This window comes from Methanosarcina vacuolata Z-761 (assembly GCF_000969905.1).
Taxonomy (GTDB): domain Archaea; phylum Halobacteriota; class Methanosarcinia; order Methanosarcinales; family Methanosarcinaceae; genus Methanosarcina; species Methanosarcina vacuolata.
In genome coordinates this window covers 1210925-1236721 of the sequence record NZ_CP009520.1, presented here as the reverse complement: position 1 = coordinate 1236721, position 25797 = coordinate 1210925, and the positions used below count along the sequence as shown (strand labels likewise).

The window sequence follows — 25797 nt, the reverse complement described above, 5'->3', positions numbered from 1 at the left end:
TTAGAATATAACCAAAATGGGTTCATTTTTCAGAATATACTTCAAAAATCCCTTAATTCGTAGTATAATTAAAATCTTATTTTGTTTCATATGACCAGAGTTCGATAACTGATCTGGTAATTGCATCGGGGAATTGCATCGGGGAATTGCATCGGCAGTGTCTCAAATTTGCTGTAAATTTGAAGTCAATTTTTTGCGTACAATGGAGAAAATTGATCTTCCGATATAGAATTTTCGACCCTGCAATTTTTTGAGATTTGTGATTTTACAGAATAATTGGCACACTGCCATTGCATCGGGGAATTGCATCAGGGAATTGCATCTGGTAAAACTTTTAGTTTTACTTATAAAATCTTTTTTCGTCCTAACAGCTTATTTATATGAGAATCTAGCTTAAACTTCATATTACTCCAGCTAATCTTCATATTATATTTGCCGGAAGTATATCTCCTTTGAAAATAATAAACTCGAAAATAATAAACTCCGTAGTAAGAAAGCAATCGGAGTAAAAAAGCAATTACAGAGAACTGAAACATGACCTTAAAGCGGCATGAAATGAGATATGCAGGAAAAAAGCTAGAATCTATTGGGCCTGATATCGAGAGCCCAGAATATAAGATATACAGAGTGTGAAAAAATGCCAGAATACTGGGATCCTGAGATAGAGACAATGCCTGTAGTGGATTTGAATAAGCTGCAGGAAGAAAAGTTGAAGCAACTTGTACATTATGTGTATGAAAACTCTCCTTTTTATAGAAAAAAGTTTGATGAACACGGGGTTAAGCCGGAAGACATCCAAACTCTTGAAGATATCAGGAAGTTACCTTTTACAGTTAAACAGGATCTCAGAGATACCTATCCAACTGGTATGTTTTGCGTCCCGAACTCAAAACTCGCCCGTTTCCACGCTTCTTCAGGTACAACAGGCAAACCAATAGTCGTAGGATATACCCAGAATGACATTGATGAGTGGGCAGAGTCCCTTGCACGAGGATTTACTTCTGTTGGAATGGGAAAAAATGATATCCTTCAGGTAAGTTACGGGTACGGACTTTTTACAGGTGGGCTTGGTGCTCATTACGGAAGCGAAAAACTGGGCGCAACCGTACTTCCTACAAGCTCCGGAAACACCGAGCGCCAGCTTGAGCTTATGAGAGACCTTGACGTCACTGCTATAGCCTGCACGCCTTCTTACTTCCTTTATATGATTGAGACTGCAAGGAAAGAAGGTATTAGTATCAGGGACGATACTAAATTAAAAATGGGATTTTTCGGGGCCGAGCCCTGGTCCGAAGAACTCAAAAAACGTATAGAAGACGAATCAGGGATTAAAGCTATTGATATTTACGGGACGTCAGAAATGAGCGGTCCTCTCTTTACCGAATGCTCGGAACAGTGCGGAATTCATATCTGGGCAGACAAGTTCCTTGTTGAGATTATTAATCCCGAAACAGGTGAGCCTGTTCCTGATGGCGAGATTGGGGAACTCGTAATCACTACTCTTAATAAAGAAGCTCTTCCTTTAATCCGTTACAGAGTACGGGACCTTACCCGAAAGCTTTCGGAGCCCTGTGTGTGCGGAAGAACCCATCCAAGGATTACACGCATCAGTGGGCGTTCGGATGATATGATTATCGTGCGCGGAATCAATGTGTTCCCAGGACAGGTAGAATCGGTCCTTATGAAGATTCCTGAAGTAGGAAACCATTTCATGATCATTGTAGACAGGATTGGACCCCTTGACTCCATGAAAGTCCAGATCGAAATGCATGAGTCTGCCTTTAGCGATAAAATGTCAGACATGATGGCACTTAAAAAGAAGATTTCGAGCGCACTTAAAAGCGTACTGAATCTTGCAGTCGAGGTGGAACTGGTGGAGCACGGCTCTCTGCCCCGTTCTGAAGGAAAATCAAAGAAAGTTATCGACAAGAGAAAGATTTGAAAGCTTCAAAGAGCGAAAACAAAACCTGCAAATATTACTATTCTGCAGGTTTCACTTTTCTGGGGACAATCTCTCGAGTTTCTGTTACCATGCTGAGCCAGAATAAAGTAAAGTTATCAGATATAATATAAAATAGCCAGTGAAGAATAAAATAGCCAGTACAGAAAAGATTTAGATTATATACAAGAACAATATCAGTAAATAACACTCTAAATAGGACTCTAAATAAGGCGATTTACTGCTGAATTGATTATAACTGGTTATAAGCTTAAAAACTGTATGTAAGCTTAAAGTATACATAGAGACTATATTATATTTGATATGGAGATGTTACTTGACATCGAGACTTATATTATACTCTGGTAAGAAGACTATAAAAAATAGTAAGAGAGAATATGAATAAACAGTATAAGGACAAAGAACAAGCAATATAAGGACATGGGTGCTGGAATGGATGACAAAATTATAAAGCAGATTTCCCTTTTTGCGGAAAATAAACCTGGCAGACTTGCAAACGTCGCAAATAAACTGAAAAGCGCCGGCATAAATATCAGGGCATTTACCATTGCCGAGTCCGGAGACTTCGGAATAATTCGCATGGTTGTGGACAGGTCCGACTATGCTCACAGCATACTCCATGATGCAGGATTTACCGTTTCCGAAACCAATGTTCTGGGAATCGAAATGGATGATGTCCCTGGCAGCATGTCCCGTATTGCAGAAGTGTTCGGAAAAGTCAAGATCAACATTGACTATGCATATGCCTTTGTCACCAGGGATCAGAAAGCCCTTTTAATAGTCAGGGTCAACGACATTGAAAAGGCAATTCAAACACTTGAAGAAGAAGGCATCAAGCTCATAAGCATGAAGGAACTTGAAAAGATCTGATTTTAACGAAAAAACGGACTTTCACAAAAAAAGCGTTTTTAGAGAAAAACGAAATTATCCAGAATCTGGAGTATTTGTGTTCCTGGGATTCTGGAGATCTTCTTTTTACAGCTTCTGGCTTCAGGACAAAACCTTGATAAGAAGGTTTATAGTCTGAACCACTTCTTTGAGATTCTGACCAGATAAATAGATATACGTGATAAATATAAAAACAATAAATAAGAAAAGGAAAAAGGTGCCAGAGAAACAGGTTACCGATTTGACTACAATGACTGAAAATAAAATTAAATTACAGGAAAATGCACAAAGTTCCTCAAAAAATAAGCTTGGTGGAGCTCATACAACAATTATTGGGGGAAGGGCTGGTAAAAAACTTGTAAAGCTTGTGAGCCAGCACCCTGAAGTAAAAAAGGTAATCCCAACCGTAATTTCCGTAAAAGGCATTGCTGGAGGCAGCCTCACTGGGAAAGTACTGCGTGCGGATGCGAGAGGGAACTTGAGGCTATTGCTCTCTGAAGGCAGAAGTTTTCAGGAAATAAGACTGGTAACAACAGTTGGGACCGCTGAAGAGGGAGATAGAATTATGAATGAACTGAATGAAATCTTGAAAACTGCCCTCTGAGGCGTTAAAGGAGAGACAGGTAATTGGCTTTTATAGGGATTGATCATGGCACCACTGCAATGCGTTTTGCTTTCATCGAAGGGGAAAATACCCTTACCTTTGAGCTTGAGAGGGCTGAGGCAGCAGCCATGTCCGAAAATGAGATTTTGACCTCGCTTGAGGAGCATTTTGGAATTCGGCGTGAGACAATCGACCTTATTGCACTGACGTACTCGATGGGAGACGGTTTTTCCACAATTAAGGATGTTAGAAACCTTGAAGGAAGAGGGCTCAAGAGTATTGAAGGGGCGGGAAAAAAGACAGGAGGGGGCACAAGAGTTTTTGATGCCATTCGGAACTCCGGAATCCCGGCAATAGCAATCCCTGGCCTTCATACGGAGAGCAAAGTCGATTCCAGAATGAAGGTGTTTTCCCATCTTACAAGTCCCGAAAAACTGGGAATTGCTTACCATATCCTATGCCTTGGTTATAATAACTTCGTGGTTTCCGATATAAGTTCAAACACTGTTACTCTTGCCGTTGCCGATGGGAAGGTAATTGGGGCAATCGATGCTTGCATATTTGCCCCGGGTGTTCATCACGGGCCCCTTGACCTGCAAGCTATCAGGGACGTGGATTACGGGCACTTTACCGCCAACCAGGCTTTTATGGAAGCCGGAGCTCTGAAAATGACTCCATATAAAGATCGGGAAGAACTCTTCCTTGCAGCCGAAAAAGAAGAAAGGCCTGCCCTCCTGGCCCTTGATACTATTTCGCTGTTTGCAGCCATGGAAATTGCGTCAATGCAGCTTCTTCTTAAGGACTATGGAACAATCGGAGAGGTTTTTCTTGCAGGGTCCGTAGGCGAATTCGAATATGTGCAGAAAAAAATCCGTGCACATCTGGGGCAAGAATGTCAGTGCCTTGGAAAGTGGCATGCTGCAATAGGCTGTGCCGAGATCGCACGGGATGTTTTTGCAGGAGAGAAAGAAATCCTTGGCGTAGAGGTTAACTACTCTTAAAAAAGTGAGAAAGGAATATCAAAAAAGGACAGGCATAAATCAGGTCTTTTCTATGGATTCTTCATACATACTGTCCTGATATTCCGATGTATCAATTTTTCCTTCACCTGGTCCTATTCCATCGGACTCATCATAACTGCTCATTCTGTCTTTCTTCATAAGAATAACATAGTCCGCCGAATTCTTTAGTGCTGTGGAAAAACCGGGCTCGACTCCAAAAATAATAGTTTCTTTGCCGTGCTCATTTGCTTTGTTCAAAAGCGGCTTGAAGTCCGCATCCCTTGTAACGATTGCAAGAGTATCAATGTTAGGATTATATACTAGCTCCATGCCCTCTACCGCGAGGCGCACATCAACATCGCTCGAACAAATTATAGGTTCAAGTCCATGATTTTCGATAGCTTCCACGAGCTTGTCAGAGGCGTACTGGTTAAGGAAAACGCGCCCAATTTTGATATTTCCATAATCTTTCAGGACGTCCCTTATCTCCTCAAGATTTACATCAAATTCTTTTCTGAGAATATTGGGACCATCCACTAAAAGCCCTATTTTCCGCCTGCCAACTTCTTTTTTCGAGCGGAGGTATTTTGATATTGAGTCGATTCCGCTTTTTACAGGTTTCATTATCAATGTCCTCTGTGATCTTACAGTTCACGGAACCTGTACCTTATTTGTTTGCGCCATATGACAATACAGCACTAACTCTGGGGGAAGCTACACTACCAGCAGCCCTCCAATCTGCCGGTACAGAGTTTATGCTTCCGCGATCAGTATTTGAGGTTTAAAGTTCCGAATTTCTAAGATTTATATCTTGATACCACAATTTTGCATTCAATCCGATGATACCTTATATCTGCTTTTCTGTAGTAAAACATTTGCATATTAAGGCAATCAACGTTTGCAACTCTATCCTTCTATGAACGATTGGATTGAAAACCCTGAGAATCTTCCTGCGAACAGGAAGGAAGAAACTCCGGCAAAACAAAAATCCTGATCTATAACATCGTAGATCTATAACATCGTAGATCTATAACATCGTAGATCTATAACATCATAGATATGTAACATCGTAGATCTATAACATTGTAGATCTATAAAATCGTAGATCTATAAAACGTAGTAATTTTATTTATAAATTGTCGGAAAAGGGTCCCTTTTTTACTTCTCGAATAACGTATGGAGATTCTTTGAGTTCAAAGATGTTTTCCGCTCTTCTTCCTTTTTTACGCCTGAGGTACTGGATTTCTCCAAGCCTTTCCAGAAAAGCCTCATAAACTTCCATAAACTGCTCAAACTCCGGGTCAGTAAGTTCTATCATTCCTTCTCTGCCCGCAAGCCAGTCATAGACATGGAGAAGATTAATTTCCCTCACCCTTTTGAGGTTTTCATTCTCGGGTTTTTTTTCAAAGTATAGGGTCTTTTTAAAATCCGGAGACCATGCTGCAAATAGTCTCCTGAAATTTAAAATCAGGATAGGAATTTTCTCTCCTGGATCGGGTTTTGGATAGTAGTATGTGCCCTCCAGAAGGTCATTTCCTTCCAGAGTCACCACCTGCCGATATATCCCGGTCTTAAATTTTCCTCGATTTTCTTTATTCGGAAGCCCATATAAAGACCGACAAAGAGACCGCTAAGGTGAGCTGTATGGGCTATCATGTCAGATGAGTTTACCATCAGAAAATCAAACAGAGCAAAAAGCACCAGGGCATGTTTTAGCTTCATCGGGACAAAGTAGACATAAACACGAATATCAGGCTCAAGTATTGTAAGGGCTGCAAAGACCCCGTAGATTGCTCCGCTTGCGCCAACCATTGGACCAGGCGAGATATTGAATATTGGCTGGCTTAAAAACGTATACCCTATTGCCGATAGAACTCCGGCGGTGAAAAAAATTGCCAGAAGCTGTCTGTTCCCTATCCGCCGCTCAAGTGCAGTTCCGAAGAAGTACAGGACGAGCATATTGAATAAAAGATGGAATAAACCATTGTGCAGAAACATGTATGTAACAAGCGTCCAGGGCCTTGTTACAAGATAAATGGGGTCAAAATAAAAAATGCTATAATAAACATCACCTATGCCCGGAATCATTTCCAGGAAGAATGAAAGCGTGCACAGGGCAATTATTACCATTGAAGGGCTTGCGAAAACAGAATCTTTACTTGCCACCTGTTCCGCCTCCAGGGGTGTAAGCTGCATTAAGGTCAAACATATTTCCAATTACTCTCCGGTTTATATTCTAATTATTCTCCGGTTTATATTCTATATTCCCCGGTTTATATTCTAATCAATCTCAGGTTTATATTCTAATCAATCTCAGGTTTATATTCTAATCAATCTCAGGTTTATATTCTAATCAATCTCAGGTTTATATTCTAATCATTCTCCGGTTTGTACTCTAATTATCTCCGGTTTATATTCTAATCAATTTCCGGTTTGTATTCTAATAATTATCTGGTTTATATTCTATATTCCCCGGTTTATATCCTAATCATTCTCCGGTTTGTATTCTAATTATCTCCGGTTTATATTCTAATTATTCTCATTTAATCTCATCACACCTTAAATTTGAAGCAATTATAGAATTTGAAGCGATTAGAGTATCATTAGAGTATTTAGAGTATCGAGTATTTAGAGTATCTAGAGTATTATTAGAGTATTTCACCTGTATCTCAGATAAAGAATCTCAGCTTAGAATGATATCGGCAATATCGTTTTTGACCTGGTAATTGATATTTTAGTATCCTCTCCAAATCGTATGGGTAAAAGTAAATTTCATGTATTTGCTGAAAATTTAAGAATTTAACCAGGTCTGAAAAACAATACCAAGAGATGTATTAACTTTACAACTAGATGATAAAATTACTGTGTATTTCTCAAGTTGGAAAATTCTCCATTGAATTTGAAGAGGGATACATATTTTATATCATTTTAAAACTCTTAATTTAGAACTGACTCCTTATTCGTAGAACTGCTCATGAATTAATTGAGTGTCTGCTTAATTGCTTTATGTGTAAGCCAGTAAATTTTCGAATACTATGGCTTAGACGTTCACCTTATTTAAAATTCCGTTTTTCAGAGGTCTATTAACTAAGGAATGATAAAAATCTGACTTCATCTTTTGAGTCTGGGAGTTGACCTATAGTTCTATTTTCCCAAATAATCATTTTCGGCAACAAAAACCTTTGATATTATATTTGAAGCATTCCTAAGCCAATTTTTCCTCGTCCAAACTTTAGATGAAATAAATCAGAGGCTAAAGCTCGTGGGAAACTCAAAATCAATTCCTTAAAAGTTGTTCTCATTATGTTCAAGAATAACCTATTCAAGAGTAGCTTATTAGAGAATGAATTTATGTTATATTTTATCTGATTATATAATATTTTAATGAAAAAATAAACAAATTAATATCTTAATATAGATATTATATTTACATGTTGCCTGTGAAAATACAAAAATAGTTTACGGCGTTTACTGTGTAAAGCAGTATGGCAATGCTAAACCTATAAATATTTTTCGATTTAATTATTCAACAAACATTTATAAAATTGAAAACATTTATTCATTTTTATATCTCCCGTAAGGATAAGTTTTGGCTAAGGATTATTACCTCATTTGATAACAAATATTTACATAATCACTTGTTGTAAATATGAGGAAAACGTATAATTGTTAACAAGTAATAGCACAAAGAGATAAAACACCAGGGTTATAATGGTTTTTTCTAAAAAACCCATGTCTAAAGACACTAACTTCTTTTTTGAATACATAGTTAAAATAAACTCACAAAGTCAACTGATTTTGAACATTCCCACTTTACCCATCTCGAAATGCGTGTTACAAATTAGAAAATATTATATAGATTTGGTACGTTAAGACATTTAATTAGTGTTTATTATCCATCGGTAGCGACCTCTGCTTATTATTTAGGTCTCAATCGTTGGCAAAAACGGTTTTTTTGAGATAAAGGGCGTAAAAATGGATTTGAAGAGCGATTAAGCCCTAAAAACGACTTTTATGTGGAAATATTTCCTCTAAAAACGACTTTAGCTGAAAAAACGCTGGTGAAATATTTGCTATTTGAAAAAAAGTAGCTAATAGCATTTTACCAGAAGCGCATTTACTTACACGGTTGTAACTTTAAGCAGACGGCAAGGAGTGTTTGATAATTACAAATATGCCGAAAAATTAGAAATTGCAATCGTCTTGGTGAAGTCGACTTTATACAAATTTAGGAGGTAAAGCTCAAATGAGCAAACTAACTACCGGGAGTTTTTCTATAGAAGATCTGGAATCCGTTCAGATCACTATCAATAATATTGTAGGGGCAGCAAAGGAGGTTGCCAAAGAAGTAAAAGGAGCAGAAGAAGAACTTGGCCCGATGGGTCCGACCCCCTTCCCCACAATCGCCACATTAAGGGACTGGAGTTTTACACTGTTTGACCGCTACGAGCCGGTCTACACCCCCATGTGTGACCAGTGTTGCTACTGTACCTTTGGACCGTGTAACCTGGAAGGAAACAAGAGAGGTGCCTGTGGTATTGATATGAAAGGTCAGGCTGCAAGAGAGTTCTTCCTGCGCTGCCTAACTGGTTGTGCATGTCACAGTGCCCACGGCCGCCACCTGCTTAATCACATTGTTGACCTCTTCGGGGGAGATATGCCGATTAACATGGGCGCTTCGAATGTTATTGCCCCCAATATTCAGCTTGTCACAGGTCGGCAGCCGAAGACCCTCGGCGAACTCAAACCAATAATGGAATATGTTGAAGAAGAGGTAGGCCAGTTACTTGCAACTGTACACGCAGGACAGGAAGCAGCAGCAATTGACTATGATAACAAGGCAATGTTTGCTGGAGTTCTTGACCACGTAGGTATGGAAGTTTCCGATATTGCTCAGGTTACTGCACTCGGTTTCCCGAAATCCGATCCTGAGGCTCCTCTTGTTGAAGTAGGTATGGGAACAATTGATGCTTCCAAGCCAGTCATCATTGCCATTGGGCACAACGTTGCCGGTGTCACCTACATCATGGACTACATGGAAGACAATGGTCTGACTGACAAGATGGAAATCGGAGGTCTCTGCTGTACTGCATTCGACATGACCAGGTACAAGAGAGAAGACCGGAAAGCCCCCTATGCAAAGATTGTCGGTACCATTTCAAAGGAACTGAAGATCGTACGCTCCGGAATTCCTGATGTAATCGTTCTTGACGAACAGTGCGTAAGAGCTGACCTCGTCATGGAAGGACAGAAGCTTAAGATCCCGATCATCGCATCCAATGAAAAGATCATGTACGGCCTGGATGACAGGACCAATGATGATGTGGATGCAATCGTAGAAGACCTGGTAACTGGCAAGATTCCTGGCTGTGTAATGCTGGACTACGAGAAACTGGGAGAACTTGTGCCCAAGGTCGCTCTGAAGATGGCCCCGATTCGCGAAGCCGAAGGGCTCTCAGCCATCCCTACAGACGACGAAATGAAAGCCCTTGTTTCCAAGTGTGTGGAATGCGGAGAATGTGCACTGGCATGTCCAGAAGAGCTTGGAATCCCTGCAGCAATTGCAGTGGCTAAGGGAGAAGACTACTCTGCTCTGGAAGAGCTGCATGACCTTTGTGTAGGCTGTCGCAGGTGCGAGCAGGTTTGTAACAAGGAAATCCCCATTCTGAGCTTGATCGAGAAGGCTGCCCAGAAGGCCATTGCCGAAGAGAAAGGCTTTGTAAGAGCAGGAAGAGGTCAGGTAAGCGATCCAGAAATCAGGGCAGAAGGCCTGAATCTGGTTATGGGTACCACCCCGGGTGTCATCGCAATTATCGGATGTGCCAACTATCCTGCAGGCTCCAAAGACGTATACAGCATCGCAGAAGAATTCCTTAACAGGAACTACATCGTTGCAGTTTCAGGATGTTCTGCAATGGATATCGGTATGTACAAGGATGCTGACGGCAAGACTCTGTACGAGAGATACCCAGGTAGATTCGAAAAAGGTAACATCCTTAACACCGGATCATGCGTCTCGAATGCCCACATATCGGGTACAGTCCACAAGGTCGCTGCAATCTTTGCAAGCAGGAACCTTTCAGGCAACCTTGCCGAGATTGCTGACTACGCAATCAACCGTGTCGGTGCAGTCGGGCTTGCATGGGGTGCTTACTCACAGAAGGCAGCAGCTATCGGTACCGGGTGTAACATGTATGGTATTCCTGCAGTACTTGGTCCCCACAGCGGTAAATACAGGAGAGCTCTGATCGCAAAGACCTACGACGACAGCAAATGGGAACTTTACGACAGCAGAAACGGTTCCAAAATGGCAATCCCGCCATCTCCAGAGTTCCTGATTACCACTGCAGAAACCTGGCAGGAAGCCTGTGTTATGCTGGCAAAGAACTGTATTCGTGTATCCGATAACAGCATGGGCAGGTCCATTAAATTGACCCACTGGATGGAGCTTAGTGAAAAGTACCTTGGTGTGCTACCCGAAGACTTGTACAAGTTTGTCAGGAATGAAGCTGATCTCCCACTTGCCAAGCGTGAAATGCTCCTGAAGATGCTTGAATCCGAGCGCGGTTGGGAAATCGACTGGAAGAAGAAGAAGATCATTTCCGGTCCGGCAATTAAGTTCGATGTCTCTGCACAGCCGACTAACCTTAAGAGACTTTGCAAGGAGGCCTGAAGATGGTTGACACTACTAAGAATACAAAACTGTTTACCACCTACGGTGTAAAGACCTCAAAAGCTATAAGCACAGAAATAGCCGCCAAGCTTATTTCAAAGGCTAAAAAGCCACTTTTTGTAGTTGGAACCGGAGTTCTCGACCCCGAGGTTCTGGACCGTGCAGTGAAGATCTCAAAAGCAAAGAACATCCCGATTGCAGCAACCGGTAGCTCAATGATTGGTTTTGTGGACAAGGGTGTCAATGCCAAGTACATCAACCTGCACGCGCTTGGCTTCTATCTGACAGATCCTAACTGGCCAGGACTTGATGGCAATGGTAACTATGACACAATCATACTCCTGGGCCACAAGAAGTACTACATCAACCAGGTATTGTCAGCAACTAAAAACTTCAGTGATGTAAAAGCAATTTCGATAGACAAGAGCTACATCCAGAATGCAACGATGTCCTTTGGAAACCTTAGCAAAGCAGATCACATCGCAGCACTGGATGAGGTAATTGACCTTTTATAAGTTTAATTTAGGAGGCGAAATATAATGGCAGAATTCCCATTTGAGATTTCCCCAATGTTTGAAGGAGAAAGAGTAAGAAAGGAAGGAATGTTTGTTGAACTAGGTGGCCCAAAGTCCCTGGGTCTGGAACTTGTCCGTGCAAAACCCATGGACGAGATCGAAGATGACAAAGTTACGATTATCGGCCCTGATCTCAAGGAAATGGAAGAGGGTAAAACCTACCCCTGGGCAATGGTCTTCAACATCGGTGGAGAACTCATAGAGGCTGACCTTGAATCTGTCATCGAGAGGCGTATCCACGATTTCATCAACTACTGCCAGGGCATTATGCACCTGAACCAGAGATATGATGTATGGATGAGAATCTCCAAGGATACAGCTGCAAAGATGGACTCCCTTGATTCTTTCGGAAAAGCTGTCATGATGCTCTTCAAGACCGAGCTTCCCTTTATTGAGAAGATGCAGGTGACCTTCTACACCGACAAGGCTGAAGTTGAGAACAAGCTGGTAGAAGCAAAGGAGATCTTCAAGACAAGAGATGCCAGGACAAAGAACCTCCATGACGAAGATGTTGACGTCTTCTATGGATGTACCCTCTGTCAGGCTTTTGCTCCAACCAACGTCTGTGTAGTTTCCCCTGACAGAGTCTCTCTTTGTGGTGCAATCAACTGGTTCGACGGCCGTGCAGCAGCAAAGGTAGACCCAGAAGGACCTCAGTTTGCAATCGAGAAGGGTGAACTCCTCGATTCCAACACCGGTGAATACTCCGGTGTCAATGACATTGCTGTAAAGCTTTCAAGTGGCGAATTTAGCAAGATTAAACTCCACTCCTTCTTCGACTCCCCACACACCTCCTGTGGCTGCTTTGAAGTTGTCGGATTCTACATCCCTGAGGTTGACGGTATTGGCTGGGTTAGCAGAGAATACCAGGGAATGGCCCCTAACGGTCTTGGTTTCTCCTCTATGGCAGGTCAGACAGGCGGTGGAAAGCAGATCGTAGGTTTCCTCGGTATCGGTGTCGCCTACTTCTATTCCCCCAAGTTTATCCAGGCTGATGGTGGCTGGAACAGAGTTGTCTGGCTCCCATCCATGCTCAAGGAAAAGATTGCCGAAACTATTCCAGAAGACATCAAAGATAAGATCGCAACTGAGAACGATGCAACTGACATTGATTCCTTGAAGGCTTTCCTGCAGGAGAAGAACCACCCGGTCGTTGCTAGCTGGGCAGCTGCAGAAGAGGAAGAAGAGGAAGAAGAGGAAGAGGAAGAAGAAGAGGAAGTCGCTGTTGCAGCCGCTCCAATGATGATGCCTGCAGCCGGATTCCAGATGCCTGCAATGGCTTCAATGCCAATGATGCCTGCTGGTAAGGCTGGTGGAATTAAGATCACCTTCAAGAAGGCAAAGATCTCCATTGAAAGAATGGTCATCAGCGAGAAGAAGGACTAAACGTAGTTGGGTGACTAAGTAATCGCCTAAGACGAAAAACAATCCAATGGGGTATTCTGTGACAAAAGTAATTGCAATAACGGGAAAAGGTGGGACTGGTAAAACAGCGGTAGCGGCTCTTCTGATCCGCTCCCTTTCCAAAAAAGGTCAGTTTCTCCTGGCAGTTGATGCAGATGCAGACACTAACCTGCCTGAGACTCTTGGCTGTGAGAACGTAAAAACCATCGGGGATGCAAAGGAGTATTTACAGGCTGAGATCACAAAACCAAGGCCTGACAATCCCGATATGAATAAAGAGTCCGTACTTAAAAGCAAGGTTTATGAGATCATCGAAGAAATGCCTGGCTATGACCTCCTGGTCATGGGCCGGCCCGAAGGTTCAGGATGCTACTGTTATGTAAACAACCTTCTCCGTGGCATCATGGATAAACTGATCATGAATTATGATGTAGTTATTATTGATGCAGAGGCCGGTCTTGAACATTTCAGCAGGAAGATTATACGGGACATAGATGACCTTATTGTCGTAACAGACGCTTCTCGAAGGGGTTTTCGGACTGCTGAGAGAATTCATGAACTTGTGGGTGAACTGGACTCAAACATTGGTAGAATTCACGTTATTGCAAACAAGGTTACAGATGCTAACCGCGACAAGCTTGTCAAACTGGCAGAGGACCTGAAACTTAACATGATAGGTATGATTCCACTCGACCCTAAAATCGAGGAAATGGATATAAAAGGCGTACCTCTCTTCGAAATTTCGGACGACTCAATTGCTGCAATAGAAATCGAAAGTATTGTGAAAAAACTGGGATTCTAATCCCGGTTTTCTTTTGAATTTGTAATATTGCAGAAAAACGTGCCGGAAATGAGATATGGATCCCTTTGCCCTTTGTAAGGGCTTGAAATGATATTCAAAATCATGTGAAATATGTGGCAGAGTTTACTTCTGCCTCAATTTTTCTTTCCATATCGGGGAAGAATCTGGAAGTAAAATCTGTATTATTTCTTTATTTATACAGTCACTCATCAAAACGGAAAACTTACAGAAAAGGTGAGGTTTACATGGCAAAGAAAGCTAAGTTATCAGAAATGACAGACATGTTCAAGGATGTAGATATACTCTCCCTTGAAGGTGTAACTATAGAAGGGGACATTGAGATTGAACTCGATGGACTTGGAGGCGGCTTTGACCCGATGCTTGCTGCTATCCTCGGACAGGAGAATGCAGTACTTGCACAGCACTTCGCAAGACTTGCTGGCATATTCGGCGTCCCTGTAGGCATTGGTGCCCCTGCGGCTGGTGCCCCTGCTGCCCCTGCTATTTCCCCTGCTCTGGCAGCTCCTAAGTTTAAGGATCTCATTCCTGCCAAATTCAGTTTTGAAAACTTTGCAGAATGGGCAACCCCTATTCAGGAAGTCCCAATAGGTAACACCTCTGCAGATGGTGGAAGCCGTGGAAAGAGAGTGTTGGTTGGTGGCGAAAAAGCCCTTCCATTCTTCCCTGACGCCGTAATGCCCAACAGGAACCAGGTTACCATTGATGTATTCGATATGAGAATCGGTCTTGCAAAAGCTGTCAAGGAGAACTATGATGAGGTCATGGACAGCCCAGGAGAATGGGCAAAGAAGAACGTTGAAAAGTTCAACGCAGACATGATCACAATCCACCTGATTTCAACCGACCCACTGGTTAAAGACACACCTGCTAAGGAAGCAGCAAAGACTGTAGAAGAAGTACTTCAGGCTGTTGATGTCCCAATCGCAATAGGCGGTTCCGGGAACCCACAGAAAGACCCTGAAGTCCTTGCAAGAGCTGCAGAAGTTGCAGAAGGCGAGCGCTGCCTGATTGCATCTGCAAGCCTGAACCTTGACTACGCAAAGATTGCAGAGGCTGCATTAAAGTACGACCATGATGTCCTTTCATGGACTCAGCTGGATATGAACTCCCAGAAGGAGCTTAACAGGAAGCTCATGAAGCAGTGCAACGTCCCAAGAGACAGGATCATCATGGACCCAACCACTGCAGCACTCGGCTATGGTCTCGACTACGCTTACACCAACATGGAGCGTATCCGCCTCGCAGCCCTTATGGGTGACGAAGAACTGACCTTCCCAATGTCATCCGGTACCACCAATGCATGGGGTGCCCGTGAGTCCTGGATGGTTAGCTCACCACTGAAGGAAGACTCGGATTGGGGCCCCAGAGAATACAGAGGACCAATCTGGGAAATCGTTACAGGTCTCTCTCTTGCTATTGCAGGAAACGACCTCTTCATGATGATGCACCCAACCTCGGTTGCTGTCCTGAAGCACATTACCCAGACTTTATTTGGTTCAATTGAGGCAGAGCCTATTGACCTTGCTAACTGGATCGGATCGGGGGTGTAAAACATGAAAATAAACAGCCCATTAGAAGCTTACAAATACCTTCCTCAGACCAACTGTGGAGAATGTGGTGAGCCTACCTGTATGGCATTTGCCTCCAAGCTGATCGACAGATCCGGGAAGACAACAGACTGCCCACCCCTTGTAAAGGAGAAGAAGTTTGCAAAGAAACTCGCAGAGCTTGACAAGCTCCTTGCCCCGGAAATTCGTGAAGTTGCAATAGGTGTAGGCGACAGAGTAGCCAAGATTGGTGGCGACGATGTGCTTTACCGTCACAAGCTGACCTTCTTCAACAAGACAAAGATGTTCTTCGATGTTACTGATACAATGGAGGAAGCTGCCCTTGTTGAAAGAGTTAAGAAAATTACTGACTACAAAAAGTTCTACGTCGGACGCAACCTGCTCCTTGACGGTGTAGCAATAAGAGCTGCATCCAATGACCCTGCAAAGTTTGCAGCAGCTGTCAAGAAAGTTATAGAAAACACAGAATTGCCAGTGATTCTCTGTTCCTTTAACCCTGCAGTCCTGAAGGCAGGACTTGAGGTTGCAAAGGACAAGAACCCTCTGCTTTATGCTGCAAACAAAGACAATTGGAAGGAAGTAGGAGAACTGGCCCTTGAATATAAGGTGCCTGTCGTAGTCTCAGCTTTCAATGACCTTGATACCCTTAAGAGCCTCGCAAAAACCTTTGCAGAAGCAGGTATCAAGGACATTGTTCTCGACCCAGGAACCTACCCAAGTGGCAAAGGCCTGAAAGACACCTTTACCAACTTCCTGAAGATTAGGAGAGCAGGCATTATGGGCGATACCGAGATCGCATATCCAATCATGGCTATGCCGCTTACTGCCTGGATGTCTGGAATTTCGGACCCTGTCAGTGCATCCTACTGGGAAACAGTTCTTTCCTCGGTCTTTACCATCAGGTACGGAGACATTATGCTTCTCCACAGCATGGAACCATACGCCACCATGCCCGAAGTGCACCTGGCCGAGACAATTTACACCGACCCGAGGTCTCCTGTCGCTGTGGACTCGAAGATGTACAAGGTAGGAACCCCAGATGAGAATTCCCCAGTTCTCTTCACAACAAACTTTGCTCTTACCTACTACACAGTAGAGAGCGATCTTGCCTCAAACGGCATCAACTGCTGGCTGCTTGCAGTTAACACAGACGGTATCGGTGTGGAAGCATCTGTTGCCGGTGGGCAGCTGACCGCTGATAAAGTGAAGGAAGCTTTTGAGAAGTCAGGCTTTGACCTCAAGAAAGATGTTACCCACAACACGGTAATTACTCCGGGTCTTGCTGCCCGTCTACAGGGTGACATTGAGGACAAACTCGGTGCAAAGGTTCTTGTGGGACCAATGGACTCAGGAAGGCTCCCTGGATTTATGGAAAAGAACTGGCCTCCAAAATAATCAGAAAATAAATTTGAATATTAATATTCCGTGTCAAAAGGACACGGAAATTTCTTTTTTAAACAATTGTGGGATTATATATTTAGAATTTTTTGAGACAGTTTTGTAATAAAATAGCTTTTAGCTTTCTGAAAAACGAGACCTGTGAAAATTAATTTCTAGTATTTTCTGATACCTTTTAAATTTAAGAAATATTTATATAAGACAAATACTAATTACTAAACATCTAAAATATAATTTTAAATCGTTTTATACCTGAATTATAATTTTATTACATTGTAAAGATATGAGCTCTTTGCTACTTTTGCACTCTATAACTTTGGGGAGTCTGAATGCTAAAAAGAAATTAGAAAATCCAGCTATTTTTAAATAGCATGAGTAAGCTTAACAGGTCAATTGCTTAAATATACCGCAGAAATTTTCCTTTCTGATATTTTCAAAAATTAATATTCCAGGAAGACTATTGTTCAAGAAAAGTTTACTATTATAAGAACATTGTGAAGTAAGGATTACAGATGAATTTTATTACATGCCCTAGATGCGGCAGAGAATGCTACAGGCTTTTTGATTCAGTTTGCAAGGACTGCTTTTTTGAGACTTTCAAACTGATTGAATTGCCCCATGTTCTTCATGTAAGGATATGTTCAGCTTGTGGAGCACACTTCCATAGAAGCCGGTGGGAAGATGTTGGTAATATTGAAGATGTGGTGCTAAAGGCTGTAGAAGATGCCCTTTTCATCCACAACGAAGCCGGAGATGTGGAAGTCTACCTTGAACCCAGAGAGATTACGCCTTATATGTATATGGTAAGAGCTGAAGTCGATGCAGTGGTCAGAGAAGAACCAGTGCACGCAGAAGCTGAAACCGAGGTAAGGATTCAGCGGTCAGCTTGCGATATGTGCAGCAGGGAGTCCGGAGGGTACTTTGAAGCGATTATTCAGATCAGGGCAGCAGGCAGGTTTCCTACTGAAGAAGAGAATAAACGCTCGATGACCATTGCCAGAGAAGCCATGGAAAGCATGAGAAAAAAGGGTGACCGGCTTGCGTTTATAAGTGAGGAAGTGGAGCAAAAGGGAGGGATAGACCTTTACATGGGTTCCATGAACGCTAGCAGGCAGGTATGCCGATTAATCAACTCTGAACTTGGAGGCAACTTTTCCGAATCTCCTACCCTTGTCGGAATGAAAGATGGAAAGAACCTTTACAGGATTACTTTTGCTGTACGTCTTCCCGAATTCGGGCCAGGAGATGTGATTCGATTCAGAGGAAAGGTTATCCAGATCAAGAGTTCTGGAAAAAAGGTTAACGGAACTTCCCTTGAGGACGGCTCAAGATTTATCTCAACCCCTGAAGAATTAAAAGGTGCAGAGAAAATAGGCAATATAGGGGATGCGGTTTTAACAGTGCTGGTCTCAATCGAAGACAATGCAATTCTGGTGCTTGACCCTGAAACTTATGAGACTGTTGCCATAAAGAAACCTATGTCGTTCAACGCAGAAGCAGGAAGTGAAATTCCTGTCCTGAAAACCCCATATGGAATCTTTGCACTGGCGCATTCTGAGATTCCGCAAGCGAAATGAATGGTCCAGAAAGAGGAAACATGCAGAATATCCTTGTAATCGGATTTGATACCCGGAATGTTGTCTGTTCTGCAAGCCGGGCTGGCTATACGGTCTGTTCTATAGATGCTTTCTGTGACCTTGACCTGCGGGAATGTGCCCATGCCACGGCATTTCTTGAGTGCAGAACTATACAGGAACTGCACCAGCTTAAGGCTTCCAGGATAAAGGCTCAGATGGCTGAGTTTGGACTTGAGTTTGATGCCCTTGTCCCAGGTTCGGGACTGGAAATGCTTGACCACAATGAGTTTCCCTGCCCTGTACTTGCCAGCAGTCCGGATGCGATGCAGAAGGCTTCAGACAAACTTTATCTCTCGAAAAAGCTTGAAGCCATTGGAATCCCTCATCCACGCTGTTATTCCTCGGAAGAACTGGACGCAATAGAATATCCAGTTATGATTAAGCCAGCTTCAGGCGGAGGAGGAATTTTCAACCGAATTGCCAGGAACAGACAGGAGCTTTTAGCCATCCTTGAGGAATTACACGGGCTGAATCCAGAGCTTACGGAAGATACCATTGTTATTCAGGAGTTTCTGGAAGGAACGCCTTCAAGTGTTTCCTTGCTTTCTACAAAGAACGAAGCCCTGTCAGTGGCTGTTAACGAACAGCTTATAGGAATACCCTGGCTTTCGCGGCTGCCCTTTGCTTATTGTGGAAATATAACCCCTTTTATGACCAATCAAGCTGAGGAAATGGAAGCCCTTTCTGAAGAACTGGTGCTTGAGTTCAAGCTCCTCGGCTCAAACGGAGTGGATTTTCTGGCTTCAAAAAAAGGGCCTGTAGTACTTGAAATAAACCCAAGGTTCCAGGGAAGTCTTGATACTGTCGAGAAGGCAATGAACATTAACCTTTTTGAGGCTCATGCTGGCTGCTTTAGAGGAGAACTTCCTGAGAAACCCGAAGCTAAAGGTTTTGCTGCACGAGGAGTTATTTACTCGGATCGAGAACTTTTTATAGATCAAAAGCTCATGGAGCTCATTCTGAGGGAAAAAGGCGCTGACATTCCCTCCCAGGGAACTGTTATAGAGCCTGATGGGCCTCTTACTTCCCTTTTCGCGTGTACCTCTACAAGAGAAGAGGCAGTTCTATCGCTTGAAAAAGGGGCAAACAGGATAAGGGCTTTTATTGAAAACCAGCTGAAAAGAGAAGATACCTGAGATTTGCCGAGAATATATGAAAATTAAAAGTTAAGAATGTTTAGAATGTTCAATTTTTTCTGGCTAAGAAATATTTCCGGAAAAGGGGAATGTAAATTTTAATACTGGTATATCCAATTCATACTGGCATTTGCGAGGTGAACATATTGGTTGATATAAATGACAAGGTAATTAGAGGATACCTCCTGAGCCTTGTAGGGGAAGAAGGGCTACAAATGATTGAAAAAATGCCTGAAGGCGAGGTTACGGATGAAGAAATTGCGGCAAAGACCGAGGTTCTGTTGAACACCGTGAGGAGAACGCTCTTCATATTAAACGAAAACAAATTTGCAATATGTCGTCGGGAGAGAGATTCAAACAGTGGATGGTTAACATATCTCTGGCGCCTGGATTTTTCTGATATAGAGCACCAGCTCATGAAGGAAAAGAAAAAATTGCTCCGCAACCTGAAGACTCGCCTTGATTTCGAAGAAAACAATGTTTTCTATATGTGCCCTCAGGGTTGTGTTCGCCTTCTTTTTGACGAAGCTACAGAAACAGAGTTTCTCTGCCCCATGTGTGGAGAAGACCTGGTCTTCTACGATAACTCATATTTTATTGATGTCCTGAGAAAGCGTGTAGATGCTCTCAGTTCAGTGTAAGTGATCTACCTTGACTACCCGAGCCGAAGCAATAAACCTGCTTGAGGAAAACGGATGTGCTCCAAATGTGATAGAACACTGTAAGGAAGTCGCATTACTCGCAGTTGAAATTGCAAAAAAGGCAAAAGCAGCAGGGCATGATGTAAACCCGGAACTGGTGGAAGTCGGGGCTCTTCTTCACGATCTTGGGAGATGTAAAACACATAAAATCGCTCATGCAGTAGAAGGGTACAGGCTAGCCAGGATCGAGGGACTCAAGCCTGAGATTTCTGAAATAATAAAAAGACATATCGGAGCAGGGATCTCAAAAGAAGAGGCAAGGGCTTTAGGGCTTCCGGAGGACGATTATTTTCCACGAAGCCTTGAGGAAAAAATAGTTGCTCATGCCGATAACCTTGTTAAGGGAACGAGCAGGATTACTGTAGCTGAGAGAATTGAGCTCATGCGTAAGCAAGAGGTACCCGAAAATGTGATTCAGAGAGTAAATAAACTTGCTGAAGAGGTCGAGAGACTTTTTCTTTAAATTTTGGATTTTTCGGGATATCAGGAGTTTTGAATCTCCTGTAAATGAAAAATTATTTTACCAAATCTTCCTTCGAATTTAAATTTAGACGCGTTCAATAAAAAAGAGAAGGAAAACTTATATATAGCGATATTAATAATGAGATAATGAAGTGCTAAATCCTGCTATTTAAGTTAAAAATACTTACCTCACTAAAACATTTTTTTTAGCGACATTTTCTCATTTTTAACTTATTATGAGGGTATGTTTATGGATAATGACAAATATCTAAAGGGCACAACTACCGTAGGAGTAGTTTGTACCGATGGTATCGTGCTCGCAAGTGAACAGAGAGCCACAATGGGGAATTTCATCGCAAGTAAAACTGCAAAGAAGGTTTACCAGATCGACGACCTTGTAGCAATGACCACTGCCGGTTCGGTAGGGGATGCCCAGCAGCTTGTGAGGCTCGTAAATGTAGAATCACAGCTCTATAAGATGCGTAGAAACGAGTCGATGACAATAAAAGGTATTGCAACTTTAATGTCAAACTTCTTAAATGCCAACCGTTACTATCCCATGATGGTCCAGCTCCTTATAGGGGGAGTTGACAAAAATGGGCCTGGGATCTACTCACTTGACGCTCTTGGAGGAAGTATCGAAGAGACAAGGATATCGGCTACAGGTTCCGGTTCTCCCATGGCATATGGAGTGCTTGAAGACCAGTACAGGGAAGACATGACTATAAAAGAAGGTCTTGACCTTGCTATCCGAGCGATCCACAATGCAACTAAAAGGGATTCAGCGTCTGGAGAGAACATCGATGTAGTTGTGATTACTAAGGAGGCGTTCAGGAGACTGGACCCTGAAGAAGTAAAATCCATAAGAGCTTCATTACCTAAATAACTTAAACTGTTGGTTTTTTATTCTAACACTAAACTAACATCTTTTTCAATCTATCGTTTTTCCAATATCTATATACTTTTCCATTTTTTGACAAAAAGGAAGATTCTTGATGCCTATTGAAGATGTACTATTAGACCTCAAACATAAAATTGAGAAAAATCTACCCGCGGGAGTTACAATTACCGATGTGGAATTTGAAGGGCCTCAGCTTGTGCTATATACCGAAGAGCCCCGCAAATTCGCAGACGATGGGAACATTATTCGCAACCTCGCAAAAGAACTCCGAACGCGGATTGCAATGCGCCCTGACCCCAGGGTGCTTGCAACTCCTGAAGACTCTATTTCTATAATCGAAGAAGTTGTTCCAAAAGAATCCGTAATCTCAAGCTATTATTTTGACCCAGATTCCGGAGAAGTAATTATTGAAGCTGAAAAGCCTGGTCTTGTGATCGGAAAGCACGGCGCTACTCTCCGTGAAATCACAAAGCAGATTGGCTGGATTCCAAAGGTTGTGCGTACTCCCCCTATCAAATCCCGTACAGTAAAGAATGTAAGGGAATTTATGAGAAACAACCTCAAGGAAAGAAAAGAAATCCTTAAATCGGTGGGGAGGAAGATTCACAAAGAGTGTACTTCTAAAGATCAGTGGGTAAGGGTTACATCGCTTGGGGGCTGCAAAGAAGTAGGGCGGAGTTGTTTCCTGCTCTCGACTCCTGAATCTCGAATTCTGATCGATTGCGGAGTCAATGTAGGTTCGGACGAAAACATGACTCCTTACCTGTATGTTCCTGAAGTTTTTCCTTTAAACCAGATCGATGCCGTGATAGTTACTCACGCTCACCTGGATCATCAGGGTCTTGTTCCTTTGCTTTTTAAATACGGGTATGAAGGACCTGTCTACTGTACGCCTCCGACTCGGGATTTGATGGTGCTGCTCCAGCTTGACTACATCGACGTGGCAGCAAAAGAAGGGAAAAAGATTCCCTATGAGTCAGGCATGGTAGCAAAGACTCTCAAACACACAATTCCTCTGGACTATGAGGAAGTAACGGATATCGCTCCTGATATCAAACTGACTTTCCATAATGCAGGCCATATTCTGGGGTCGGCTATTTCTCATTTCCATATTGGAGACGGGCTTCATAATGTCGTATTTACTGGAGACTACAAATATGAGAAGACGAGGCTTTTCGACCCTGCTGTCAATAAGTTTCCGAGAGTCGAAACGGTTATCAGTGAAGCTACTTATGGGAATTCCAATGCTTTCCAGCCTTCACTTAAGGACGCCGAAAGGCACCTGCAGATGGTAGTGAAAAACACTGTGGAAAGGGGAGGAATTTGTATCATCCCGGCTTTTGCAGTGGGTCGAAGCCAGGAAGTTATGATAGTGCTTGAAGAGTCTATAAGGAAAGGACTGATTCCTGAAGTTCCGGTCTATCTGGACGGAATGATCTGGGAAGCAACAGCAATTCATGCTACACATCCCGAGTACCTGAATAATGATCTGAGGAAACTGATATTCCAGAAAGGCCAGAACCCCTTCCTGTCCGAATGCTTCAAGCCTGTTGATTCCCATGACATGCGCCAGAAGATAATTCAGAACCCCCACCCCTGTGTAATCATCTCGACATCAGGCATGATGAACGGAGGGCCGGTTATGGACTATTTCAAAGCCTTTGCCGATGAACCACGCAATTCTCTGGTGTTTGTAGGGTACCAGGCCGATGGAACAATCGGGCGCAGAATCCAGAAAGGATGGAAAGAGATCCCTATGGCAGGAAAGGGCGGAAGCACTGAAATCCTGAAGTTAAACATGGAAGTCCAGGTAGTTGACGGTTTCTCAGGTCACTCCGATAGGAGACAGCTTATGGATTACATCAAGAGGATGCAGCCCCGTCCGGAAAGGGTATTTACCGAGCATGGAGATGAAAAGGCCTGTGTTGACCTGGCAAGTTCGATTTATAAGAAACTGAAAATTGAAACCAGGGCGCTTACAAACCTTGAAACCGTAAGGTTACTGTGACCCCATATGGGGCCCAATTCTTTTTTGGAAGTAACTAAATTTTATCATACCCCGAACCCGTGAGCTGGCTCAAGGCTTAGAAGATGTTGCATTAGCTGTTTGTGATCTCCTACCACAAGGTCTGCCCTGCCAAGCTGTGAAGGCTCCAGATATGTGGGGATCCCTATACAGTAGATTTTGGCTTTTTTTGCAGCTTCTACACCCAGAATGGCATTTTCTATTACTATGCATTCTTCCCGCTGCACATTAAGGAGTTCAACAGCTTTAAGGAAAGGATCGGGATGAGGCTTTGAATTTGTGATATCGTCTCCTGTAACCACAATATCAAATATGTCGGGGAAAAGCTGGTCAACTATCTCGTGAACAATAAGATGGTCAGAGCCCGAGACTACTGATAGCAGAAAACGCGTTTTAAGGACTTCGAGGCACTCTTTCATTCCGTCGAAGGCTTTCAGTTTAAATACCCTTTTGAATTCTTTCCTGTAGATTGAGGTAATAGTTTCGAAATCATATGCTTCTGGTTCTTTTCTGGCTTTTCGAATAAGCAAAGGAAGACCATTTTTGGGATTTGAACCTTCGATTGCATAAATATCCTGGTCCTGGATTTCCATACCCATATCAAGGAAAGCTTTTTTCCAGGCTGCTGCATGGAAGGGCATAGAGTTCACAAGAACGCCATCCATATCGAAAATTAATGCCTTTAACACAGTTCTGACTCCAGAATTAAAGATTAGTGATTAAAATAAAGGTTCTAGGGAAATTAAGTAACCAAGATTCCTGGGAATTAAGGTAATCAGGATTCCTGGGATAAGGTAACTGAGATACAAGGTAACTGAGATACAAAGTAACTGAGATACAAAGTAACTGAGATACAAGGTAACTGAGACCCTTGAGGATTAAGATAAAAATAGCTTTGAGGCTTTAAAGTTTTCCCGGAAAATCTCCGGCAGAACCTTAGTTTTAAATCATTTTTATATTTCTAAACCCGTGTCATGAATTAAATAATTTTTTTATAAATTTAGAAGGTTTATGTGACGAAGCGTAAAATTCCTGAGTCTTTAGCGTAGGGGTGGTTCACCATGATTTCAACCCATATATCAAAGATTTTAAGTGTTTTTTATATCTTCTAACACCTTTTCCATGAATTTACAAGTTTATCGTGAATTTAAATATCTTATAAATTTAATTCAAAGAAGTTCTAATGACGAGATCAATAGTCAAAGAAGGGTAAGGTGAAAAGTAATTTCATTTCGTTGTGCCTGTTATTCGAAGAATATCATGTGCTTTTAACATGTTATTGACTTTTCTTATTGATTTGATATTTTTTATGATGTTGTCACTTTATTACTTTTTAATGTGCCTTCTTATCGGCAATTTCCAAACCGTGCACACTGAAGAAATTAATTCGAAGCTTTCTAAGCAAATAAAATTAAGGAGAGAATCTGGAGCTTATTTCCTGTGAATTATAAATATGGAAACATTTATATTAATTTAAAAACATTAATTTAAAAACATTAATTCAAAAAATTAAGTAAGAGACTCTAAATCCCAGAACAATACCGAAACAGTTTTTAAGAGGGGAATTCTAGTTAAAAGTAATAATATAAACAGTCTGATTTAATTGCAAGACTCTGATAGAAAGTTTTATCAAAACGAATGTCAGGACTATAGTGTCAGCCTCTGAAGTCAAGCATGGCATCAAAAGAATAAATAAAAGAAAATATAAAAATTGCCCTGACTTGGATAATCAGAAGAGCTTTGCTGAGAGAAATAAGACTTTCAATAAAATTTTATGCTTACATATATAAACATTTTGGTAGTTCCTCACCCTTCATCTTTGAGAATTAAGTACTAAAGGAAGTAAAAGAGTGAGTATATTAGAGTTATGGGTGACATATTTAAACTTAATAAACAATTTAAAAGTATCATTTAAATAAGTCCGAAACATTTAAGTTCGGCAGAGTGCCAACTTATTAAAGATGACGGATGAAAATCTTTGATAGGTTCTGAAGGTTATCGCATAACTCCACTCAGAGTATTGAAAAGATATGTGACCCC

At 42.1% G+C, this 25797-nt stretch carries 20 protein-coding genes; 16 read left to right on the top strand and 4 right to left on the bottom strand.

Going from position 1 to position 25797, the window contains the following annotated elements:
- The first annotated feature begins 637 nt into the window (after positions 1-637).
- From MSVAZ_RS05310 to MSVAZ_RS05295, 4 genes are all read left to right on the top strand, one after another.
- Positions 638-1942 (top strand): phenylacetate--CoA ligase family protein, encoded by a 1305-nt coding sequence (locus MSVAZ_RS05310; protein WP_048123725.1) that lies wholly within the window; start codon positions 638-640, stop codon positions 1940-1942.
- Positions 1943-2392: 450 nt separating this feature from the next.
- The gene (locus MSVAZ_RS05305; protein WP_048123724.1) at positions 2393-2830 is read left to right on the top strand and encodes an ACT domain-containing protein; all 438 of its coding nucleotides are present in this window, start codon (positions 2393-2395) and stop codon (positions 2828-2830) included.
- Positions 2831-3098: 268 nt separating this feature from the next.
- A complete protein-coding gene (locus tag MSVAZ_RS05300; protein ID WP_048123723.1) occupies positions 3099-3452 on the top strand; it encodes a DUF2103 domain-containing protein in 354 nt (117 codons plus the stop codon).
- 23 nt (positions 3453-3475) lie between these two features.
- Positions 3476-4453, top strand: coding sequence for a methanogenesis marker 12 protein (locus MSVAZ_RS05295; protein WP_048118955.1), 978 nt, complete (start codon positions 3476-3478; stop codon positions 4451-4453).
- 39 nt (positions 4454-4492) lie between these two features.
- On the opposite strand, the gene MSVAZ_RS05290 is transcribed toward MSVAZ_RS05295, so the two are convergent.
- The 3 genes from MSVAZ_RS05290 to MSVAZ_RS05280 form a co-directional block, all read right to left on the bottom strand.
- Positions 4493-5077 (bottom strand): TIGR00288 family NYN domain-containing protein, encoded by a 585-nt coding sequence (locus MSVAZ_RS05290; protein WP_048118952.1) that lies wholly within the window; start codon positions 5075-5077, stop codon positions 4493-4495.
- A gap of 505 nt (positions 5078-5582) precedes the next feature.
- On the bottom strand, positions 5583-6002 hold the full coding sequence (locus tag MSVAZ_RS05285; protein WP_231592457.1) for a hypothetical protein: 420 nt from the start codon (positions 6000-6002) through the stop codon (positions 5583-5585).
- The gene (locus tag MSVAZ_RS05280) at positions 5999-6619 is read right to left on the bottom strand and encodes a rhomboid family intramembrane serine protease (protein ID WP_156150972.1); all 621 of its coding nucleotides are present in this window, start codon (positions 6617-6619) and stop codon (positions 5999-6001) included. Before MSVAZ_RS05280 ends, MSVAZ_RS05285 begins: the two co-directional genes overlap by 4 nt.
- 2080 nt (positions 6620-8699) lie before the next feature.
- Between MSVAZ_RS05280 and cdhA the strand changes: the two genes are divergently transcribed.
- The 12 genes from cdhA to MSVAZ_RS05220 all read left to right on the top strand — a co-directional run bounded on the left by cdhA (position 8700) and on the right by MSVAZ_RS05220 (position 23739).
- Positions 8700-11126 (top strand): CO dehydrogenase/acetyl-CoA synthase complex subunit alpha, encoded by a 2427-nt coding sequence (gene cdhA / locus MSVAZ_RS05275; protein WP_048118946.1) that lies wholly within the window; start codon positions 8700-8702, stop codon positions 11124-11126.
- Positions 11127-11128: 2 nt separating this feature from the next.
- Positions 11129-11641, top strand: a complete 513-nt coding sequence (gene cdhB / locus MSVAZ_RS05270) for a CO dehydrogenase/acetyl-CoA synthase complex subunit epsilon (RefSeq protein ID WP_048118938.1) — start codon at positions 11129-11131, stop codon at positions 11639-11641.
- 24 nt (positions 11642-11665) lie between these two features.
- On the top strand, positions 11666-13087 hold the full coding sequence (cdhC, locus tag MSVAZ_RS05265) for a CO dehydrogenase/CO-methylating acetyl-CoA synthase complex subunit beta (RefSeq protein ID WP_048118936.1): 1422 nt from the start codon (positions 11666-11668) through the stop codon (positions 13085-13087).
- Positions 13088-13145: 58 nt separating this feature from the next.
- Positions 13146-13907, top strand: coding sequence for an ATP-binding protein (locus MSVAZ_RS05260; RefSeq protein WP_048118928.1), 762 nt, complete (start codon positions 13146-13148; stop codon positions 13905-13907).
- 245 nt (positions 13908-14152) lie between these two features.
- A complete protein-coding gene (gene cdhD, locus MSVAZ_RS05255; RefSeq protein ID WP_048122577.1) occupies positions 14153-15478 on the top strand; it encodes a CO dehydrogenase/acetyl-CoA synthase subunit delta in 1326 nt (441 codons plus the stop codon).
- 3 nt (positions 15479-15481) lie between these two features.
- Positions 15482-16891 (top strand): acetyl-CoA decarbonylase/synthase complex subunit gamma, encoded by a 1410-nt coding sequence (gene acsC, locus MSVAZ_RS05250; protein ID WP_048118925.1) that lies wholly within the window; start codon positions 15482-15484, stop codon positions 16889-16891.
- A gap of 515 nt (positions 16892-17406) precedes the next feature.
- A complete protein-coding gene (locus tag MSVAZ_RS05245; protein ID WP_048118921.1) occupies positions 17407-18471 on the top strand; it encodes a 60S ribosomal export protein NMD3 in 1065 nt (354 codons plus the stop codon).
- 20 nt (positions 18472-18491) lie between these two features.
- Positions 18492-19667 carry an ATP-grasp domain-containing protein gene (locus MSVAZ_RS05240; RefSeq protein ID WP_048123722.1) on the top strand — a complete coding sequence of 392 codons (1176 nt, stop codon included), beginning with the start codon at positions 18492-18494 and terminating at the stop codon, positions 19665-19667.
- A 146-nt stretch (positions 19668-19813) separates the two neighbouring features.
- Positions 19814-20308 carry a transcription factor gene (locus MSVAZ_RS05235; protein ID WP_048118912.1) on the top strand — a complete coding sequence of 165 codons (495 nt, stop codon included), beginning with the start codon at positions 19814-19816 and terminating at the stop codon, positions 20306-20308.
- Positions 20309-20318: 10 nt separating this feature from the next.
- On the top strand, positions 20319-20831 hold the full coding sequence (locus tag MSVAZ_RS05230; RefSeq protein ID WP_048118909.1) for an HDIG domain-containing metalloprotein: 513 nt from the start codon (positions 20319-20321) through the stop codon (positions 20829-20831).
- A 249-nt stretch (positions 20832-21080) separates the two neighbouring features.
- On the top strand, positions 21081-21716 hold the full coding sequence (gene psmB / locus MSVAZ_RS05225) for an archaeal proteasome endopeptidase complex subunit beta (protein ID WP_048118907.1): 636 nt from the start codon (positions 21081-21083) through the stop codon (positions 21714-21716).
- Positions 21717-21825: 109 nt separating this feature from the next.
- On the top strand, positions 21826-23739 hold the full coding sequence (locus MSVAZ_RS05220; RefSeq protein ID WP_048118906.1) for a beta-CASP ribonuclease aCPSF1: 1914 nt from the start codon (positions 21826-21828) through the stop codon (positions 23737-23739).
- A gap of 44 nt (positions 23740-23783) precedes the next feature.
- Here MSVAZ_RS05220 and MSVAZ_RS05215 read toward each other — a convergent pair whose 3' ends face one another.
- Positions 23784-24446 (bottom strand): HAD family hydrolase, encoded by a 663-nt coding sequence (locus MSVAZ_RS05215; RefSeq protein WP_048118905.1) that lies wholly within the window; start codon positions 24444-24446, stop codon positions 23784-23786.
- Between the last annotated feature and the right edge of the window lie 1351 nt (positions 24447-25797).